Genomic DNA, 20,103 nt, shown 5'->3' on the forward strand with positions numbered 1-20,103 from the left:
CTTGCATCAACCCGAATCAACGTGCCATCTTGATTGACACGTCTTCATACACGACGCTTATGTGTCAGCTTTTCAAGCAGGTAAGGACACCATGAAACGCAGTACCACCCCCGAATCCGTTCGCTGGGATCTTGCCCTTCGTTACCGCTTGATCGAGACGGCCGCCTGGTGGGAAGGCCGGTTGACCCAGTACCTGATGCAGAGCTTCGGTATCAGCCGCTAGCAGGCCTCCAAGGACATCAACACCTCCATCACCAACCATGCCCCGAAGAACCCGGAGCGGTTCAGGTCGCATTGAAGGACTCACACCCTCGGCATCAAGTCGATAGACCAAGCCTCCAACTGTCCCTGCGATACTTGGGAGCTATCGAGCAGATCAAGCAGTTCTTCCTGTCGCGGCTGACCAAAGACCACCCGGTAAGCAGCCAACTGGCGTTTCAACCTGGCGAAGGCCTCAACCTCGCTGGTGTAAGGCAATGCCGGCACATGGCGCTCGATCCGAGCCTCTCCCGGTGCGACCCAATAAGGCACTAGTTCGCTGCGGCCCTGCGCACGCGCTTCCCGATCAGCGCGCACAAAGATTTCTTGCCAGAGGTTTTGACCGGGGCGCCAGTTACACAGTGACTCGGAGGAAAAGCGGGCGGCAACATTCTTACGTACTGCGTGCCCCTTATACCGATGCACCCGTCCCTCCCGCTGCTCCATATCCACCGGATTACCGGGCAGGTTCCAGTGAACAATCCGATGACACCACGGATGGAAGTCAAGCCCCTCTTGTCCCACTGATGTACTCGAGAGCAGGAATGGGCGGAATGGGCTGTTGAAGGCCTTTCGTACTGCGTCCTGAGTCAAACCGCCCTCCTCTGACTGCAAATGCCCAAAGCGCAGAGCAAACATCATCCGCAGATGCAGCTCCTCCGTCTCAACCTGTTTACCCTTAACCCGATAGCAGCGAGCCAGCACTCGTGAAGGCCGTGGCTCTACCATTTCCACCACATCGGCTACGCAGTCACGGCAGACGGAGTTGATTTCCTGGCCTGCCGCCCAACCATGCTGCTCGAACACTAGATGCCAGGTTTCGTCGAGCACTGCTTGCAAGTTCCCGTCACGGCAATAGCGCAAGACACGATGCCAGTAGGCATCTTCATCGCTGGAATCAGAACCGGTGGAGTCCAGCTGACGGATAAGGCGAATCGATGCCGGGCGGTTGAACAAACGCCAGAATGAATAGGCGGTCCTAGCAGCTAGCTCCCGACGTACCAGCGGTGACAATCCAGGCACATCAAGCATGCGCGCAGCAAGCACAGCCGGCGAGCCAAGCGCTACATCAGTTAGGGTTTCAAGCAAGTGATCAGGACGGCGCCCCAGGGTGCTGATATCCAGGGAGAGCAGGTCATCTACGTAGCCAGGCAAATACTCAGGATTGGGTCGATACTCCGGTGCTGCAGAGTCATGCGGCCAGTCAGACAAAAACTCACGCATGTCAGGATCCAGCAGCAACGGCGCCGCCCATTCCCAACGATTATCTACCGCAACATCCTCAGGATCAGGCAAGGTTTGGAGCAGCTCTGCCACCTGACCACGTACCCATTCGCGCCGGTCAACACCTACTGGAGCAGCAAGAGGATGAGCCTTATCTGCCAGTGTCAGACAGGGCATAAGCAGCAGCAACAGGCGATGCCGGGCTCGAGATCCACTTGTTTCAGTCAGGCGCAACAGGGCGCTCTGGCGACGATCCGGTTCGTGGTAACTCTCAAAATCAGGCCCCAGCATTCGCCGCTCGGCTTCATAGCTGAGCAGACCACTGACTACATCGGGAACCATGTTCCAGGCAGAGAACAACAGCGCCTTGCTCTGCCCATGCTGTCCCTCATAGGCTCCAGCCAACGGCCAGTATGGTACGGTCGGTGGCATCCAAAGCAGCTTCCACAATCCACTGTCGATCAAGCGTTCTCGCAAGTCACGCAGTTTTGCATGTGCATCCGGCACAGGCTCGAGCTTTGAAACAGCATCGATGGACAGCATGCTGTCTTGGTGCTCGGTGATGACCTTGGCCAGCTTTTCAGGGAAGCGCTGCTGCGTATCCTGTATCCGCTTGTCCACGTTGTAGCGATGCATGAAGTTGGCGAGATAGGGGGCGGACTTCCAGTAAACCATTGGATCTCGCTCACCTACCGCACGAAATACCGCATCTGCCGACAGATACTGGCGTACATCCTCAGGCTGCAGTTTTACGGTATTGCCAGGCTCGACCAGCATACCGTCATGTTCTTCTGTGGCTGCCACGCGCTCGGTGCGAGCCATCACCTCTCGCAGGCAGAGCTCAAGCTCCTGCTTGGCTGGCAAGATCTGATCCGTTTCTCCCCTAGCTGCAAGACGTAACCCGCGACCAAATTCGGTAATCGCAGACTTCAGACGAGCGCCCCGCTTCTCGTCATGCCCAAGCAGAAAGGCGGTAGTAGCAATGAAATCCTTATAGTGGTCCTCCTGCTCAATCTCTGCGTCCGTGGTGAACAGCTTGTACGGAGTTGCGGAGAGCAGCAGCACCCTCGCAGGGACCCCCTCCGATGATTTAGCGCTAAACAGTGCCTGAGCAATCTCTGCCGAAGGATCAGATTCGGCCTGCTCTGGATCCAGAAGTGTTTTGAAGCGCTGGAACTCATCCACCACTATCAAGTCCGGCTCCAGCGCTTCGACGCAAACCTCAGCCAGCAACTGACGTAGTTCGCCGATCAAGCGTCGACGCAAATGACCAGCATCCGGCGGGTAGGACTCCCGATAACGAGCGAAGTAGCCGGTTGCAGCGTCAATTACATCCTGTTGCAGACGCCCACTATCCCGGAATCGCTCCCGGAAACGTGCAGCAATGCCCTCTTCCAGCGGCAGTGGCCAGTCATTGAGCTGCTGACGCCAGCGCTCACGGCTCTGGACCGCTCCCTGGAGTAAGTTCATCAACCCCACTCGTGGCATAACTACACCGTCGAGGAGGTGAAACAGTAACCGGCGTTCATCCCGCATCCCGGTCGAACGCCCCATGTCAAAGGAGGTACCTGGGGTAAAGCTGACAAAGTTCAGCTTGCTACCAGCCAATCCCAGCTGCCCCTCACGGGGGGCAAGCTCAGTAGCGAGCATGGTCAAGCGAGAAGCAAGGGAAAAACTGACCTGGTTGTCACCGGTGATCCGCAGTTTCGGTAGATTGGAGCGGGCAATACTCTGGTTGCTGCAGATATAAATCACGTCGATCCGATCGACATCCTGCCAGAGTTTGTCTACTGCGCGAGCGATCACACCTCGGGCGACCAGCGTCTTACCAAGGCCTACTTCATCAGCAACAAGGAAACGGCCCGTACTGTCATCAGCATGGAATAGGCGATAGAAAGCATGCTCCACTGTGCGCCGCTGGAAAGTCTTCAGTGGGGCCAGAACACTGTCGATATCTGGTCGTTTCATTGAGCTTCCATGTCATTCAGTACTGAATCAACTACTTGCCATACGACATAAAGATCATCGGGCACGATCTTTCGCCCCTCTTCCGACTGGCGCAAATCAGCAATCAGCCGTCTTACCGGGAGCAGCCGCTGCGGGTCCCTTGAGGCGGCGCGCAGCATGTCTTCCAGCAACGGCTCACCTCGGAGTCCCTGGCCTCCGGCAAAATTCCAAGTTTGCCCGGAACTGTCCCCGATGAGCCCGGCAATCTCCTCTAGCCCGCCAAGTAAGGCCCGCAGGAACTGCATGAAACGCTCAGGGCTATCGATCAGGGTGCGTAACACATGATGGATCCGCTCCTCCGGCATCCCTTCTACAGGCAGCTTGATGGCAAGATCGAGTCTCTCATCATGCCCATCCACGGCGATGCTGAAAGCGATAAATGCCGTCAGCCGGGCAATCGGTAGATACCAGCTGACACCGTCCTGCCACTCCTTAGCCTGATGCCCTTCAAGCGATAAGGGCCAAGCGGTTAGTGTGACGCCTTGAGGTAGGGCAATCCCACCCTGCACGGCCATTTGCCAATCGTCTTCTGCTGGTCGACAGCTGACACGCAACTCCGCGCCCAGCAATGCCTCTCGAGCCTGTTTGAGCTTGGTTGCGGCCTCTTGAGCTGATTCTTCCTCAGGCGCGTACTCAGCAGGCTGATAGTCTTCACACAGACTCTGAAAACCCGACTCCATAAAAAGATTGATGCCAATTCCTTTGCCCCCCGGACGTCCTTTAGGGCCTGAGGCCGACGCCATCAGCTCAACATTTCTCCCGGTAAAAGCGGCATCGGTCAGGTTGGCTGAGCCGATAAACCAGGTGGCTCGATGCCCCCACTCAAATACCATCAGCTTGGCATGCAGGCCAGATGGCCGTAGCCGAGATTCATCCTCTGCTTCTACATCGGCCGTCGGACTCAGCACTTGTACGACGCTCCAATCGTTGGCCAAGTCCGTTTCAAGTTGCGAGAGCTGGTCTGCACGACTAACCAACAGCGACTCATTCGATGCCAGCCTGGCGATTTTTTGCAGTGCCTTGTCAGATAGAAAGGGAGCTATGGCCAGTATGCGGGTTGCCTGCTCGACTGGACTCCAGTGCGCCCTCTGCTTACCAAGACCCAACACATAAAACCCAAGACCGCTATCGAATCCCTCCGGCGCCGGAAACGCGGTCCGCTGCACTTCATCCGCCAGGTGCTGAATGTCTGCAATGACAGCGTCTTCCAGTGTTTCATCTCCTAGCCCTGGCAATCGACGCAGCAAGTCAGACAGCGGCTTGCTTGCTGCAATTGTTTTTTTCCCAGGAGTCGCCTCCGACGTCAGGGCAATATCCCAAGACCTATCAAAGGTTAAATTGCGAGAAGCTACAGATACACGAATCAGCGGTGGTTCATTATCATGAACAAAACGGGCCACCCAAACCTTGGGATGGAATACCCCACCGTTAGGCGCTTTTACCGGATGGACGCTGGATTCCAACGCCCCATATAGAGCCCGGCCGTTGGCGGGTACGGCAATGCCGGCCTCGTCGACAAAAATCTGTATACGCTCACCTGCCTCGCGAATCGCCTCGAGCAGCATCAGCGGATCCAGCAAGAGCTGCTCTACTCCAGCATCTGTCTGAGCCAATACTGCCAGCGGCAGAGCCAACAGAACCTCCAGATCCAAGCTGTATGTCGTCAGTACAGTGCGATCAATTCGGTAACCTGGTGGAGGCTTGAGCAAATCCATCGCCACAGCACGGGAATCGGGAGACAACATCAGTGCGACAGCCCCTCATGTAGATCCATCAACATCCGGCGCACCTGACTCCAGCGAAACTCCATACGACCAACACCTACACGGCCACTCCAATCTGCCAACCGGCCGGCATTTGCAAGTCGCGCCCGCTTGGGACCTTTAAGCTGCCACTCTCGCATTTCAATCAGGGACCGTAATCCCTGATCATTAAGCGCTCGTTCAACATCTCCATGACTGACACACTGCAACCAACGCTCTACAAAACGGCGTTGAGGCTCCGGACTACGCGCCTGCTGACGCACCACGAAAGCCCACAAGACCTCTGGCTGGAAGGTCTGCAGGTCTGCCTTGGCCAGAACCAGCCATTCGGAAAACTCCTGACGGTAGTAGTCAGCTGCTGCCATATCAGCTTCCGACTGATTGGTCTTACCACGCTTCTCCGCCAACATCAGGTTGTAAAGGAGCGGCGCACCTTCAATAACCAATGAAAACTGGCGAGCCAACTCGAGTGTGGAAGCTATCTGGGAGGGAGCGTCAGGTGGCAGGTGAACGTCCCAAAGCTTATGAGCCTGCTCGGCAAGATTATGATCAGCCAGCCAACCCAGCAAAGAGCCATTACAGTTGGCACGGATCTGAGCCTGAACGAACTCTGACTCTTCACGACTAAGAGAAAAGTCTGCTCCTACAGGGAATCCAGCCGGTGCTGGCGGCAACCTCGGGTGCCAAGTATGCCGACCAGTCAAGAGCAAACCAGGATCGTCTGCCGATATCTCAGGGCGTCGAACCTGGCGGCGCATCTCATCAAAATGGGTGTGATACCAGCTCAGGCTATGTCGGGGCTCGAAAATCTCCCAACGCGACAGTGCGGCCCAATACACACTGCTTGGCAGACGAGCCAGGGATTCCCGCGCCTGGATGCCGATCACGCCATCATTGCCTTGATCCGCAAGATGGGAGATCAACTCCACCTCTTTAGAGCGCGCAGTTCTGGCGACATCCCCTCCACTCCCCGTTTGTTCGAGACGCTTGTAAATCCATGGGATAAACAGCACATAGCGCAAACGTGTATGCAGCACAGAAGTCCCTGGGAACAGTGCATCAGACAGGGCATCGCGGAGACTACCGAGGCCAAGTTCGTCAACAGTGCCCTGCTCCCTGAACAGATCAAGGATTTGGCGAACCTTATCGCGATCCGCTGAAGTCAGGTCCAGCCAGGTTAAAGATGCAGCCAAATTGCACGCCACCCTTCAAAAATAGCTCCCAGTTTTAGAAGCAATACCATGCGGTTGATGACAGAGAGGATCCCCAGACTTGAGCAATCCTCCAGCCCGATTTGGCCTGCCGAGCAAGCCCAGATCAGTGGCTAGGGAGTCCACAAACCCTTGGGACAACGATCGATCAGCGCGCGCATTTCTGCAGAGACCGATACTCATCCTCGCTGTCCTCCAGAAACCGAACTATCACACCCGCAACGTCGTCAGAAGCGCGGAGACGAATGAGCTCTTGGGCGTAGTACTTTGCATGATAAGCATTAAACACGGCTCAAGTTCCTTCTACAGCCTGTCGAGTAAGCGAATTTCGATTGGCAACCAGAATACACACCTGGTTTGTACATACACACTCCCCAACACTAACGGTTTTACCCTATGTTCGAGTGCGACATACGGGCACAGCGCTCAGAAATCTTCTACGGGCATTCTTTGCATACTTTCGCGTGCACTTTCGCGAGAAAGTGTCGGCAGAGCAAACTTGACCAGTAGCGTTGACTCATACTCGTCCTCATATACAACCAGCTCAGCCAGCCGAGCTGTTTCGGGAGCAGCAAACGCAGCAGCACTAGCTGTGCTGAACCGACGCACGACGTCACCGGATTGCTCGATAAACGTGTAAGTCAGCTGGCCCTGGCTAAGCCCCAGGGTTTCGTAATCGTTCAGTCGGCTCTGAAACTGTTGCGAGTTTCGACTCACTTGAAGGGCTTCAAGCAGGTCCAGCTGATCGTTGGCGCCACGCATCGAAATGAGAGTAAACCCACCTGCCAAGGCTCCCATGAGCTTGACGTACAGGTCATAGTCAAACTCGGCAACAAGCATGACCTCCGCCAAGGAGCCTTCCGTCGGGCTCAGCACCGCACCGAAGGGGTGCCCCAGAAACTCGACATCATCTATGCAAACAGCCTTGGCACCAAAATCTGCCGCACAGTCGTAGAAGCCTAGCTCTTGGCTAAATGAGGCCATCGGGGTTTTGTAAGCCCAATCTTTAAACAGCTTGGGTTGCTCGGCAAAAGCCGCTTGAGAGGCCATCAATAGGCCGGAGAGTGCCGCAATGAGTATGCGCATATAAAGTCCCTTTTAACAGGCCGTTGAAAAAAGCCAGAGCCCGCGTGGCTCTGGCAAAATGGCGGCCATCCTCTTCTGCCGAAGCCAGCCCAAGCCGATGCGTGGACTCGACCTCAAACAAAACGAGCTGTTCAGTTATACGACGCTGGAGCAGCGCATCCCGAACGATCACCCGCTGCGTCCCCTGCGAGGCCTGGTCGATACCGTTCTGGCTTCGATGGATCGGGACTTCGACGGGCTGCACTCCACCCTGGGACGGGCCTCGATTGCGCCGGAGCGGCTGCTGCGCGCCTCGTTGCTGCAGGTGATTTACACCATTCGCTCCGAGCGGCAGTTGGTCGAGCAGATTGATTTCAACCTGCTGTTCCGCTGGTTCGTCGGCTTGTCGATGGACGAGCGCATGTGGGATCACTCGACCTTCAGCCAGAACCGTGACCGCTTGTTCAACCAGGATGTAGCGCGGCTGTTCTTCCAGCGCATCAAGTCGCTGGCCGCATGGTCCGAGTACGCCAGCAACGAGCATTTCAGCGTCGATGGCACGCTGATCGACGCCTGGGCCTCGCACAAGTCCTTTATCAAGAAGGATGGCGGCGACCCACCGGAGGATGGCACGCGCAACCCCGATGCCGACTTCAAGGGCGAGAAGCGCAGCAACGCGACCCACCAATCGACCAGCGATCCCGAGGCCCGGCTGGCGCGCAAGAGCAATGGCGATGCCAGTCGTCTGGCGCACATGGCCCACACGATGATGGAGCACCGTAACGGTCTGATCGTGGATGTGGAATGCACCGAGTTCAATGGACGTGCCGAGGTAGAGGCGGCGCTGGAGATGCTGGAGCGCACGGCCAAGCCGGGCAGCACGGTAGGTGCAGATAAGAATTACGACCAGAAGCGTTTCGTGCAGAGGGCGCGCGAGCTGAAAGTGACACCGCATGTGGCGCAGAAGCGCAAGGGCAGCGCCATCGATGGGCGCACCACGCGGCATCCGGGGTATGCCGCCAGCCAGAAGATCCGCAAGCGGATCGAAGAAGGTTTTGGCTGGCTGAAGACGGTTGGCGGCCTGCGCAAGACCAAGCTGATCGGTCGCGCCAAGCTGAGTGCTCAGTTATTGCTGGGTTTCTCGGTCTACAACCTGATCCGACTGGGTAGCCTGTCGGGTTGGTGGCGAGGATCGCATGTATAGGGCGAGTTACGCCCAAAAAACGCCGAAAGGCGTGAACGTGGTGCTGAAACCTGTCAAAAAGGCCTGAAGTCAGGCCTTGTGTGGACTCCGTTAGGCCAAAGCGCTTGAAAAAGCGCCAAACCGGACGGGTTGGGGCAGTTGAAGCCGAGTTTTTCAACGGCCTGTTAAGTTTCGATGCGTACGAGCAGCGCCGTAACCTGACGCCACTATGACTGCTGCTAGCAAATTTGAGGAAGATCACTTTATCTACTGCAAGGCCACGGGTAAAGCAGTTGACGCTGGCAGTAGCTGCATGCTCATCCCGTTTGTTAAATGAGGTCATCCCTGACCGAGGATCCATCCCTGCCCACTCCCGCGGGCACAGTTGGATGATATGTCGCGTTAGCTGACAGACCAATAATGGTCATGCATACAGGTCAAGTTTTCAGGCGGATGCTCGAACGTACCCTTCTCTCCATTGGCGCGCACTACTCGGTCCCTCACGTAGCCGGTTACTTGGTCGCGGCCTGCCGTGGGGCAGCGATTTTGCGGATGCCAGACCATCGGCCACCGCTGAGAGGCCTTCGGCAACGCACTCGCCCTTGCATCAATCCGAATCAACATGCCATCTTGATTGACACGTCTTCACAAACGACGCTTATGTGTCAGCTTTTCAAGCAGGTAAGGACACCATGAAACGCAGCAACACTCCCGAATCCGTCCGCTGGGATCTTGCCCTTCGCTACCGCCTAATCGAAACGGTTGCCTGGTGGGAAGGTCGGTTGACCACTCAGCACCTGATGCAGAGTTTTGGTATCAGCCGTCAGCAGGCCTCCAAGGACATCAACACCTACATCACCGAGCATGCGCCGAAGAATCTGGAATATGACAAGCACCTGAAGGGTTATGTACCGAGTAAGCGGTTCCAGCCGCGCTTTATCGACGACAGCGCCAGCGCTTACCTGCACCTGCTGAACCAGAGCCACGACCGCGCGCCGCATATCGAGGGGCTGGCATTGGCCTATGCCCATACCGAGGTGCTGGATGTGCCGGACAGGTCGGTGCGTCCTGAGGTGCTGCGGCCGCTGCTGAAGGCCTGTCGCGAAGGTCAGCGACTTGAATGTGAGTATGTGTCGTTTACCACGCCCGATGGCGAGACGCGATTGATCGCACCGCATACGCTGGTATTTACCGGTATGCGCTGGCATGTGCGTGCCTACTGCGAGAAGAACGGCGACTACCGCGACTTTGTGCTCAGCCGATTCCGTGGTGTGCCTGAGTTGATGGATGACCTGTCGGACAATACGCGCGAGGCGGATACAGGCTGGAATACCCGAGTCGCCGTCATCATTGAGCCAGACTCACGTTTGAAGGCTGAACAGCGGGCCATCGTGGAGGCGGATTACGGCATGATCGGCGGGCAGCTGGAGATCCAGACCCGCGGCGCATTGGTGCAGTACGTATTACAGCGCTACCAGATCGACCCAACCAAAGTGCACGCCAAGCCCACAGCCCAGCAGATTGTGGTCGGTAACCTCGAGCAACTGCAGCCGTGGTTTTACAAGTAACCCAAGGATCCCCGATGGCAACCAAACCCACGCTGTACACATTGTTTATCCAACTGGAGCCGCTGCAAATCGAACCGCCCGTATGGCGTCTAATCCGGGTAAACAGCGACTGCACGCTACGCAAGCTCCATCACTTTATCCAGGCGGCGTTCGGCTGGCACAGCTGCCACCTGCATGAGTTTCAGGACGGACTCAATCACTATACGCCGCTGGATCCGGAGTCTACCGACCTGCAGGGCGATGCGCAGGATGACCGACGCATCAAGCTGACAAAAGCGTTCAAGCATGTGGATCGCGTGCGCTACACCTATGACTTTGGCGATAGCTGGCAACACGTGATTGCGCTGAAAGCACAGGAGCCGAGCGATGTATCCGGCACTTGGTGCGAGGTACTCGATGGTGCCGGTGCCTGTCCGCCAGAGGATGTGGGCGGCGTGCCAGGGTATCTGGACTTTCTGCAGGCGATTGCTCGGCCAGACAGTGACCAAGGCCAAGAGGCGCCGGCCTGGGCCGATGGTCACTTTGATCCGACGTTATTTGACTGCAGAGCCGCCAATGCAGCCGTCCAGCGTATCTGCAACAACCTTTGGGGTTAAGTCTGAAGAAGCTGCTGGTTACTCCTCCGGCAGCGTCTTGTAGACCGTCATGAAGAAACGCCCCGGCTGGCCGTCAACCATCTCGACGTAGCCTTCGCGCCGCTCCTTGCACCAGCCTGCATCCCAATCAGCCGCAAACCGTCTGAACTCGAGCTCCTCTTCGCACTGCGCGAGAAATTCACACCAGGCAGTGTTGAGGTGTCCGAATGGCAGATCGGGCACCGCACCAAGCGGATCTGAAACCCGCTCTCGGGCTTCGATTTCGGCCACGGTGAGTGACTCGAGCAGATGATCCCCGGTTACAGCGAACTCAGGTATGGGCGCTGCTGCTTCAAACGGCCGCTCCAGCAGAGGAAGCAGAAGCAGCACCGGCCAAATCAGACTACTGATCAGAATCAGAGGCAACCAGCGCCGCTTGGATGGCTGCCAGTCCGGGTCAAGGGCCTGCGCTGCCATCTCGGTTCTTGGTGGGGCCTTAGCGTAGGCTCGCGCGCCATTGATACTGAAGCCGATGCCGACCAGCAGGCCAATGCCAAGATACAGGTAAAGATAGATCACTCCCCTGCCCCCTCTTGCGCGCCCGGCCTCGGGAAAACGGTAAACGCCCCCACGCCATACCCCTCAGGTGCATCGGGGGTGTCGGAGACGCCGTTGTGTTTCTCCATGGAAGCGACAAGCACACCGCGCTCAAAATCCAGCAGCAGATCACGCTCATAGATACTCGCGTAGCCAGCATGAACGTACTTCAGCAGCTTACCGCGTGGAACCCTGATGCGGCCGGAGTACCAATGGGCGAAAACCCGCTCCGGATATCCCGGAAAAACCGACTCCAGTGACGCATCCTCCCCATTACTAAGCCAACCCTGTATCGCAACCAAGTACAGCCGGTCGTCCAGCAGCTGCCAGGTGGCAACATAACCACGTATGAGCGCAGTGGAACTAGGTTCAAACTCAGGATAGGCACCGCCCAAACGAAAGTAAGTGCCGAGCGGAGCGTCGCAGATGGTCATCCGCTGCCCCTGGTAGAAAAGCAGGTCGCCAATCTGAGCAGTCATCAGGCCTCCGATGGCGGGTCAGGTAATTCAGGCACGGAGAACGCCGCGGCGCCGAGCAGCAACGCAACGCCAAACATGAACAACCCCATACCCCAGGACTGGAGGTGTACGGAAACTCGGATCAGGTAGAACCGATGCCATGACGGGCGGTTGATTCACATGCTGCGTCCAGCTGGCTTGTCGCCTTGGTTTCATCAGCTCCTCTATAGCACTATTATAGAACCAGCTTTTGTGAAAAGAGGGCAGGCACATCAGCTGAAGTCGTTGACGCCTAGGGCAGGCTCAGACTCACAATACCGATCCAGCTTCGCTGCACTCTAACTGTGTCCAAATGAGAGTGGTACATCTGTCCGGAGCAGCGCGGGCGGAGTATCCGAATGGCATTGAATGTGCGCACTGCATCGGCGTGAATACATACACCCCTAAAATCGAGGAAGCGGAATGAAACATGGAGCCGACCATGGTCTGGATGACAACCAAATCGACCGACGAAACCAACTGCTCGACGCCATTCGGACTGGCTTGCGGAACTTCAATGAAAGCTATGCACTTAATCTTCCACTATCTCGATTCGAAGGTCCTCTTGATCCGGGGCTTCCTTCTAGCCTGACAATCATTGGCAAACAGCCTGTCTATGATGAAGCTTGGGCTTATAAAGCCCGGGATATAACTAGAAACAAGCTGATCGACCACCTCAGCACACAAATCTTACAAAGGGTCAGCACGCTTGACCGCCACGACTATTGCTTGAGGGGAAGCTCCCATGCCATCGCTCTTAAGCTTTGCACCACTCACCCACTCAAGCATCGAATAGGTTTTGCTGATGAGCGCAGTGATTTCAGACTCGACTGCGACACAGGTGAGCTTGCCCTGACATTTAGCGACATCGTCGACCGTGTTTCCGAGGGATATGAGCGCGACTACATGACCTACCGACTGTGGAGCGAGAAATCTCTGAAACTACTGGCTCAATTTCTATTCTCTGGAGAGTGGGATAGCACAGTCTTCCCGAGCGGAGCTTTGTGGGACGAACTGAATAGCGAGGGAGAACCGGTTAGCCTTGAGTCCTTTATCGAATCAGTCAACCAGACCATACTTGACTTACCAATGGAACGTCTGACTGAGACCTGTTTTCCAGACTATTCGGGCATTCTTTTCTCTGAGTACGTTCCAGCAGAGAACATGACACCAGCACAAAAGGAGCAACTCTATCGACAGTACGTCAACATCCTTACGAGCTGACATACATCGATGATGAGAGGAAAAGGGGTCAGGTACGAATGGCACTTACTGAGGCAAACTTCTCCATGCCTATTTAAGTTCAGTTCCGGGAGGAACCTCCCGGAACTGAACGCAATCATAAGCTAGGTAGAACGAAGATTACCCAGCGCCCAGTTGAGAGTCTGAGTATGTGTTGCGATAAATGACCGAACAAACTCGAGAAACATTGGCAAACTCTCAATCACCATAACTCTCAATTCTCTCGAGCTATCTGCGACACATATCGGTTCACTTACATTATCGCTTATCTTCTTAGTGTAGGGGAAGTAATTAGGTCCGTAGAATACATTACCCCAAGCATCGCGCTCATAATCATATTCAGAATTCACCTTCCTGATTACTAACCTGCTCGAGATATAACCTAGTTTATAGGTGGTCACAGTGAAGGGCTGAAGGGGTATATGCTGGGACAGCACGTTAGGCGGAGCAGAGGGTGCTCCAGGAAGTCTTGGGGAAAGGGGGTATGGGTACCAGCAATCAAGATTAATCTGACTGAGACCCTTTTCAGTATCTGAGAAGATCTTGTTTGCTTCATCGAATGTAGCGTTGTGGTTCGTAGCAGCTTCTTCAAGCTGGGCTATGGCATTGTAAATGTCGTAGCGATGGACTTCGTTACTCATATTTCAATCTCCGTCAGGAGGCATTACTACCAGTCAGATAGTAGTGTGTATGTATGAATGGCCCCGAAACTGTTTCACGTCAATGAGTAAAGAATCGGGATGCATGTGCATTAGGGAAACGCTGCACAAATCAGCCATCTGCCTGAGTACCCAGCCCCGAGTATAATCATCAGACAGTGCCACTACCTCAGCCAGGCCGCCCGATGAAGCAGATCACCTTCGCCCAAGCCGAGCATCAGAACAAGAAAAAGGTTACCCGCCGGGAACGCTTCCTGGCCGAGATGAATGTGCTGGTGCCCTGGCAGCGCCTGCTGGATGCCCTATCGCCCTCGTATTACCCCGATGCTGCCGGCAAGCGTGGCCGTCCACCGACTCCGCTGGAGCGAATGCTGCGAATCTACTTCTTGCAGCAGTGGTACGGTCTGGCTGATGAAGCCCTTGAGGATGCGATCTACGACAGTCAGGCGATGCGTGATTTCGTCGGTATTGATTTGTCCATCGAAAGCGTACCGGATGCCACAACACTGCTGCGTTTCCGCCACCTGCTGGAAAGGCATTCGCTGACGCAGCGGATCTTCGAAGAGATCAACGCCAGTCTGGCAGAACGTGGTTTGTTCATGCGCGAAGGGACCATTGTCGATGCCACCATCATTGCCGCTGCACCTTCTACCAAGAACAAGGCCAAGCAGCGTGATCCAGCGATGAAGCAGACACGCAAAGGCAACCAGTGGTATTTCGGCATGAAAGCCCATATCGGTGTCGATGCAGCCATCGGTCTGACGCACAGCCTGGTGGCGACCTCGGCCAACCAGGCGGACATCACGGTAGCCGAGCAGCTATTGCGTGACGACAAGGAACCGATCTATGCCGATGCCGGTTACACGGGTCTGGGCAAGCGCCTTTGTGGGGATGATGACACGCTCCCTCCGCTGCGGATTGCTGCACGGCGCAGCACCATCAAGAAAATGGAAGATGGCCCGGAGAAGCAGATCAAGCAACGCATTGAGCACTGCAAGGCGAGCATCCGTGCCAAGGTGGAACACCCGTTCCATGTGGTCAAGAATCTGTTTGGCCACCGCAAGGTACGCTACCGGGGCATGGAGAAGAATCAGGCCCAGCTGTTCAGCCTGTTTGCACTGGCCAACCTGGTATTGGCCAAGCGGTGTTATGCAACGACTGATGGGGTTATTGCGTCTTGAACCCCTGTAATGGGGTAAAACAGGCCAAAATGGCCGGAATTGAAGGCGATTTTTGGGGCATTGTCGCCAAGAACAGGCTGGTTGCATCAAAAACTCAGTTGATCGGCGCGGGTGATGCGCAAATCTGATTTGATCAGCGTTTCCCTTAGTCTTTGCCGTCCAGTACTCATCAAAGGGGGCGGGCAGAAACACGCCGGAGTACTCATCCTCATCCAGATTGAATTTATCAATCCGCAGCCCCTGCAAAATGCGCATATATTCTTGTTTCAATGCATCCATTCGTTATGTCCCTTCTACTTCCAGTAGATCGTCGTTCGATAGCCATTCAACCACAAGGCTGCCTCGACCGATGCGTACGACACCGTTTTTTTGCTTCGCCTGACCGATCTGCGCGCGGTACTGAATAAAGCAGTCAATCAGCTCCATAAGGTATTGCTTGAAGCCGGTCTCGCTCGCCCTTTCAAACAGATCCCCTTCAGTACGCCAGGAGGCGTGGCTCAGCCGGGCTTCATCATCCTCTGCAGCAAAAACAACCTGACCACAGCCCTGAACAATGCCCGAAAACTGCCTCGCCAACATGTCCAGGCGCAATAACTCGAACTCGCTACCAGTGCTGCTGGCTTTGCCTTTCATAACTCGCCGAGCTCCTCGATTCTTGCTTGCTGAAACCAGCATGCCATAAAGAGCGACAAGGCCTGTCGCAGTCCGCAACTGATAGCCTTGAGCGTCACCCTCCGGCGGTTTAAATACCGCCAGTCTGAACCCGGCACCAACGCACTTACCTATGCGCAATTCTGCGCCCTACGAACAACCGCCCCGCCGCGACCCATTCTGTCGCACCACACCGTCATACTGGCTTCTGATCCAGTAAACACGAGGGCAAGCGGTATGGATCGATTGGTTAAAGATGAGCTGGAAAGCCTGCTACGCGAGACACACAGCATCAAGCGCCTGGGACGACGGATCATCAATCTGGCGGGATTTCTGGGCTCGGACACAGCACCTGACTCCATCAGTCAGCAACTGACGGCGCTGTCTGGTTTGCTGATTCAGCAGGAGGCCTTTGACGCCCTGCTGGAGCCAGTGCTGGCAACCGCACGCGCACGTGGCACAAGCCATCTACACAACGCCGAGCTGACCAACGTGCTCTCCAGCCTTGAAGAAACCCGCAAAGCGCTGCAGCCGGACTCACCCATCAACTATTCGGAACTGATGGCCTGGCTCGTATCGGCTGCCAGCGAGCGCGGCATTCTCAAGGTCAAGCGACGTGCTCCAACACCTGACCCCGCCAATAACCGGAGCGCCTGATGCCCACGGTCTCAACACGCACCTCACTCGCTCGCCAGTGGGAGATCCTGCAGCAGTTGCCGACCAAGCCGCCCGGCATAACCACCGCGGCGCTGCGCCAGAGGCTGGAGGACGCAGGCCATAAATGCACCAAGCGCACCATTGAGCGAGACCTGTTGCTACTGGAGCAGCTGTTCCCCCTGCACTGCAACAGCAAGGGTACGCCGTACGGCTGGCATTGGATGGAGGGCAAGTCCCTGAATGTCCCAGGGCTCAGTCTGGGTGAAGCATTGTCGCTGAGCCTGCTGGAAGGCAGCCTGGAAGCGCTGCTGCCGCGGGCGATACTTAATGAGCTGACGCCGCGCTTTAGTCAGGCGCGCGACAAGCTCAGCGCATTGGCGGTGCAAACACCGGCAGCGCGACTGCCGCAACGAGTCGCGCACCTGAGCGCCAGCACCGTGCTCCAACCACCGCAGATTGACCCCGATATCGCCGCTACCGTGCTACAGGCCTTAGTCGAAGGCCAGCAACTGCAGTGCATCTATCGCTCCGCATCCAAGCGCAGCCAGCAAGACCTCGTTCTCAACCCGCTGGCGATGGTGCAACGGGGGCAGACGCGCTACCTGCTGGCGACCGGGGCCGAGTTTGTCGATGTGCGCATGTATGCCTTGCACCGTTTGCAAAGCGCCGAGGCTCTGCCAACAGCTGTGTCCAGCGACACTCCATTTGACCTGGCGACCTACCTGGCGGAGGAACAAATGCAGTTTGGTGTACGCGGAAAAATAGCGCTGCGCGCTTGGGTCAAAGACCAGCTGGCGCATCTACTACTCGAGACACCAATTTCTGATGACATGCAGCTGACCCCATTGCCACAAGGTGGCGGCTTCCAGCTAAGCGCTACGGTCAGCGACAGCTGGGAGCTGAAATGGTGGTTGCTGGCCCGCGCCGGCCAAGTAGTAGTCACTGCTCCCGCATCACTACGTGAGGAGTTGGCCCAACGCCTGAACCTGGCTTGTGAGCAATATCGAGATAATCTCCCGGCCCTGGAGGATGTATGAGTGAGGATCAATGCAGCCTCACCGTGCGCATTGTTGATCTACTGAACGGTCACGAAAGAGGCAGCCCATTCGGCCCGAAAGAGAAACAACTAACGACAGCGCAACCAGAAAATAACGATGACTGCGACTTCTGCTTCGTGCTTCGGGCTCCAGAGGACTACAGCGTGCGAGGCAATCATTATATGACCCTGTTTCTAGACCCAGCAGACAGCCAGCGCACCCTTGAAGCGGGATGCTTTCAGATACGCTGTGAGCGCCCGTGTAACGCCCAGGAACTCGTTATCTGGGCAGACCAGATCATGGCTGCGCTGTGCGGCGTTTTCCTGGACGTACCCAAAATCCCGTGCATCGACTTGGCGGACCTGCGCGTCGTGCTGCATAACGCCAAGGGCCGCAGCATGATCGCACGCGCCTACCAGTTCGGGACATTCAATACCGAAGCAAAGCGGGTGCTTGCCGGGCAAAGGTTTCAATCTGCCTTTGCGGTACTCAGCCTCAAGAAGCAAGACTTCTCGCCTGAACTTTTCAGCCAGATTGGCAGTGCGCTAGAACAGAACCTGGACGATGAAGCCCTGCTCGCAGTCGGAGTCAACAACCACCAGCACCCGAGCACTCGCCTGCTGGTACTGAGCGACGACTAACCACGACAACCAACCACGCCATCAACGCATAAACCTCACACGGGATACCAACCTATGAGCAGAGCAAGAACACGCAGTGAACGTCGAGCTATTCTAGTTCTGGAGTCACCTTGGGCATTGGACGATAGCGACAGCAACCGCAGTAGCGTGCGTCCCTTCGTCGAGGGCATGGCCAAGATAGAACCAGACGTGGATGTATTCAGCGCCAATTTTTACGATAAAAGCAGCTTCAGACTTGCCCTCGAGAGCCTGTGCAAGGTGAGGTTTGATAACGCGATCGTCTATGTTGCTGCGCACGGTCATCCCGGCACGATCGGCGGCGTGAAGATCACCGATGCCATGTTCATGATCGGTGAGGCCGCCAAGAAGCACGGTATTACCGGATTGATGCTAGGGTCCTGCTTTGTGGGCGGAGACACCGTCAAGCTGGAAGTGTTTATCGAAGGTACCGGGCTACGCTGGGCGGCAGGATACTCCTCCAGCTGCAACTGGCTGGAAGGTACTCTGGTCGACTGCAACATCATGGCCAAGATGCTACACCTCGACAGCGAGCTGTTGTCGGAGAAAGACGAAATGATCGAGCAGCTTGCCAGCGCTACCGCACTCTTTGCCGAGGACTACGAGATCGGCGCAGACTTGAATGAGGAAACTGTGCTTCTGCGTGACTCACTGGAGTTTGTGATCCAACCAAGTGGCAGCGGCAAACGCGCCAAGCGAGTGACCGATGAAGTCTTTGCACTGAACGCGCCGGAGGAGGAAGAGCAGGAGTGAGGCGCTGACTTCGGCAACGCCTAACCGCAAGTGAGCGGCTCGCGCACTTGCGGTGTCTTGCCAAGGACAGCTCTCAACAACGCACTCCTCTCAGTCCTAACTCGCAAGGCGGCCCTACCAGCCCGGATAACGCGCCCTGATTTGCTGCTGCTCCGGCTCATCATTTAATGGCTCATAACGCGCTGGAATGTCGGTCAGATCAACAGCAATGCGCGTAATCACCTCTCTCAGCTCCAGATCATCCAGCCAGACGCGCGGAATGGCTTGTGGGCCGTGAATCAGCCCCAAGATATTGCCGGCGATCATGCCGGTGCTGTCACTATCGCCACTATGGTTAACTGCCAGCACTATCCCCTCCTCTAGGCTGTCTGCCGCCAACGCACACCAGACACCAATCGCCAACGCCTCCTCTGCTACCCAGCCGCCACCCAGCCGCGCGATGGCTGCTGGGTCGGGACGCAGCTGGCGATGGTGTAACCAGAGCACCCGCTCAAGAATATCGCGGGTTTCCTGCATGCCATCCTTGCCACCGTGCTCCTGCAAAGCATCGACCACTGCCCTCTCCAGTGGTTGTTGCTGTTTCCACAGGCGGTGAAGAACATCGGCGAACAACCCTGCCGCCAGATAGCCCGTGGGATGACCATGGGTCAGCCGTGCAGATTCGGCGGCCACCTCGAAGGCGTCAAACAGGAAGGCGCACGGAGCGACTCTCATCACTCCACCGCACCCCTTGCTATCGTTGGTGGCCCAGGTACCAAAGTCCTTGCTGGCGGTCAGTGCCGACAGGCAGGTATTACCAGGCGCACGCTGTGACCAGAGCGCTTGCTCGCCCATCAGCCAGCCATCACGACTGGGGCTCAGCCTCGGCTCAACGCCCTGGGTAATCAGCCAGCGCTGTAAAGCATGATGCAGCACCGCCGGAATATGACAGCTACCGTTGTCACGCATACGCACCAACGCGCGCAGCAGCCCCTCCGCGGTAAACAACATCATCTGCGTGTCGTCGGTTATCGCGCCACGCCGGCCATAAGCCGGTGCCATCGACCGGATACCCCGCTCGCCAAAACCCCGGCGGATCTCCTCCCACGACATAAACTCCACTCGTGCACCCAATGCGTCACCCACAGCACCACCCAACAGGCAACCAACTGCGCGACGGGCATCCGAAGAAAGTTTCGTCAGATCCGGCGCCGACGGCGTCACGTCCGCACTGGTTGACGCCCCGTCGCCCTGACCTGATCGAGCATCCGCCAAATCGTCAACGAGGTTGCCATCGCGCTCGGCCCATTGCATAAAGTCAGTCATACTGCTCTCCC

At 56.4% G+C, this 20,103-nt stretch carries 18 protein-coding genes and 1 pseudogene; 10 read left to right on the forward strand and 9 right to left on the reverse strand.

The window, feature by feature from the left end; all coding sequences use genetic code 11:
- Positions 1–91: 91 nt before the first annotated feature.
- Positions 92–220 (forward strand): annotated as a pseudogene (locus tag C1949_RS14505) (BrxR family helix-turn-helix transcriptional regulator); the annotation flags it as partial.
- A gap of 83 nt (positions 221–303) precedes the next feature.
- Here the strand turns inward: C1949_RS14505 and C1949_RS14510 are convergent.
- From C1949_RS14510 to C1949_RS14525, 4 genes are all read right to left on the reverse strand, one after another.
- Positions 304–3,450: a DEAD/DEAH box helicase gene (locus C1949_RS14510; protein ID WP_104739196.1), complete on the reverse strand. Its 3,147-nt coding sequence runs from the start codon at positions 3,448–3,450 to the stop codon at positions 304–306.
- Positions 3,447–5,234 carry a phospholipase D family protein gene (locus tag C1949_RS14515; RefSeq protein WP_104739197.1) on the reverse strand — a complete coding sequence of 596 codons (1,788 nt, stop codon included), beginning with the start codon at positions 5,232–5,234 and terminating at the stop codon, positions 3,447–3,449. The genes C1949_RS14510 and C1949_RS14515 overlap by 4 nt, the downstream gene beginning before the upstream one ends.
- Positions 5,234–6,445, reverse strand: a complete 1,212-nt coding sequence (locus C1949_RS14520; RefSeq protein WP_104739198.1) for a DUF6361 family protein — start codon at positions 6,443–6,445, stop codon at positions 5,234–5,236. The genes C1949_RS14515 and C1949_RS14520 overlap by 1 nt, the downstream gene beginning before the upstream one ends.
- Positions 6,446–6,889: 444 nt before the next feature.
- On the reverse strand, positions 6,890–7,549 hold the full coding sequence (locus tag C1949_RS14525) for a hypothetical protein (RefSeq protein WP_104739199.1): 660 nt from the start codon (positions 7,547–7,549) through the stop codon (positions 6,890–6,892).
- 97 nt (positions 7,550–7,646) lie between these two features.
- Between C1949_RS14525 and C1949_RS14530 the strand changes: the two genes are divergently transcribed.
- The 3 genes from C1949_RS14530 to C1949_RS14540 all read left to right on the forward strand — a co-directional run bounded on the left by C1949_RS14530 (position 7,647) and on the right by C1949_RS14540 (position 10,875).
- Entirely contained in the window at positions 7,647–8,732 is a 1,086-nt protein-coding gene (locus C1949_RS14530) for an IS5-like element ISPst12 family transposase (RefSeq protein ID WP_104739226.1), read from the forward strand.
- 671 nt (positions 8,733–9,403) lie between these two features.
- Complete coding sequence (locus C1949_RS14535; protein WP_104739200.1) at positions 9,404–10,279, forward strand: WYL domain-containing transcriptional regulator; 876 nt, start codon at positions 9,404–9,406, stop codon at positions 10,277–10,279.
- Between the two features lie 14 nt (positions 10,280–10,293).
- The gene (locus tag C1949_RS14540) at positions 10,294–10,875 is read left to right on the forward strand and encodes a plasmid pRiA4b ORF-3 family protein (RefSeq protein ID WP_104739201.1); all 582 of its coding nucleotides are present in this window, start codon (positions 10,294–10,296) and stop codon (positions 10,873–10,875) included.
- 18 nt (positions 10,876–10,893) lie between these two features.
- On the opposite strand, the gene C1949_RS14545 is transcribed toward C1949_RS14540, so the two are convergent.
- Both C1949_RS14545 and C1949_RS14550 read right to left on the reverse strand, forming a co-directional pair.
- Complete coding sequence (locus C1949_RS14545) at positions 10,894–11,433, reverse strand: hypothetical protein (RefSeq protein ID WP_104739202.1); 540 nt, start codon at positions 11,431–11,433, stop codon at positions 10,894–10,896.
- Positions 11,430–11,930, reverse strand: a complete 501-nt coding sequence (locus tag C1949_RS14550) for a hypothetical protein (RefSeq protein ID WP_104739203.1) — start codon at positions 11,928–11,930, stop codon at positions 11,430–11,432. The genes C1949_RS14545 and C1949_RS14550 overlap by 4 nt, the downstream gene beginning before the upstream one ends.
- 441 nt (positions 11,931–12,371) lie before the next feature.
- Here C1949_RS14550 and C1949_RS14555 point away from each other — a divergent pair, with 441 nt between their 5' ends.
- Positions 12,372–13,172: a hypothetical protein gene (locus C1949_RS14555; protein WP_104739204.1), complete on the forward strand. Its 801-nt coding sequence runs from the start codon at positions 12,372–12,374 to the stop codon at positions 13,170–13,172.
- A gap of 122 nt (positions 13,173–13,294) precedes the next feature.
- Here C1949_RS14555 and C1949_RS14560 read toward each other — a convergent pair whose 3' ends face one another.
- Positions 13,295–13,831, reverse strand: a complete 537-nt coding sequence (locus C1949_RS14560; RefSeq protein WP_104739205.1) for a hypothetical protein — start codon at positions 13,829–13,831, stop codon at positions 13,295–13,297.
- Between the two features lie 203 nt (positions 13,832–14,034).
- Here C1949_RS14560 and C1949_RS14565 point away from each other — a divergent pair, with 203 nt between their 5' ends.
- Positions 14,035–15,030 (forward strand): IS5 family transposase, encoded by a 996-nt coding sequence (locus C1949_RS14565; protein WP_104739206.1) that lies wholly within the window; start codon positions 14,035–14,037, stop codon positions 15,028–15,030.
- A gap of 282 nt (positions 15,031–15,312) precedes the next feature.
- Here the strand turns inward: C1949_RS14565 and C1949_RS14570 are convergent, their stop codons facing one another.
- Positions 15,313–15,663 (reverse strand): hypothetical protein, encoded by a 351-nt coding sequence (locus tag C1949_RS14570; protein WP_104739207.1) that lies wholly within the window; start codon positions 15,661–15,663, stop codon positions 15,313–15,315.
- A 255-nt stretch (positions 15,664–15,918) separates the two neighbouring features.
- Here C1949_RS14570 and C1949_RS14575 point away from each other — a divergent pair, with 255 nt between their 5' ends.
- From C1949_RS14575 to C1949_RS14590, 4 genes are all read left to right on the forward strand, one after another.
- Positions 15,919–16,338, forward strand: coding sequence for a hypothetical protein (locus C1949_RS14575; protein WP_104739208.1), 420 nt, complete (start codon positions 15,919–15,921; stop codon positions 16,336–16,338).
- Complete coding sequence (locus C1949_RS14580; RefSeq protein WP_104739209.1) at positions 16,338–17,375, forward strand: helix-turn-helix transcriptional regulator; 1,038 nt, start codon at positions 16,338–16,340, stop codon at positions 17,373–17,375. Before C1949_RS14575 ends, C1949_RS14580 begins: the two co-directional genes overlap by 1 nt.
- 182 nt (positions 17,376–17,557) lie before the next feature.
- Positions 17,558–18,016 (forward strand): hypothetical protein, encoded by a 459-nt coding sequence (locus tag C1949_RS14585; RefSeq protein WP_146040330.1) that lies wholly within the window; start codon positions 17,558–17,560, stop codon positions 18,014–18,016.
- Positions 18,017–18,070: 54 nt separating this feature from the next.
- On the forward strand, positions 18,071–18,787 hold the full coding sequence (locus C1949_RS14590; protein ID WP_104739211.1) for a hypothetical protein: 717 nt from the start codon (positions 18,071–18,073) through the stop codon (positions 18,785–18,787).
- A 114-nt stretch (positions 18,788–18,901) separates the two neighbouring features.
- Here the strand turns inward: C1949_RS14590 and C1949_RS14595 are convergent, their stop codons facing one another.
- Positions 18,902–20,092: an ADP-ribosylglycohydrolase family protein gene (locus C1949_RS14595; RefSeq protein WP_229744364.1), complete on the reverse strand. Its 1,191-nt coding sequence runs from the start codon at positions 20,090–20,092 to the stop codon at positions 18,902–18,904.
- Between the last annotated feature and the right edge of the window lie 11 nt (positions 20,093–20,103).

Source organism: Halopseudomonas oceani, assembly GCF_002903165.1.
GTDB lineage: Bacteria > Pseudomonadota > Gammaproteobacteria > Pseudomonadales > Pseudomonadaceae > Halopseudomonas > Halopseudomonas oceani.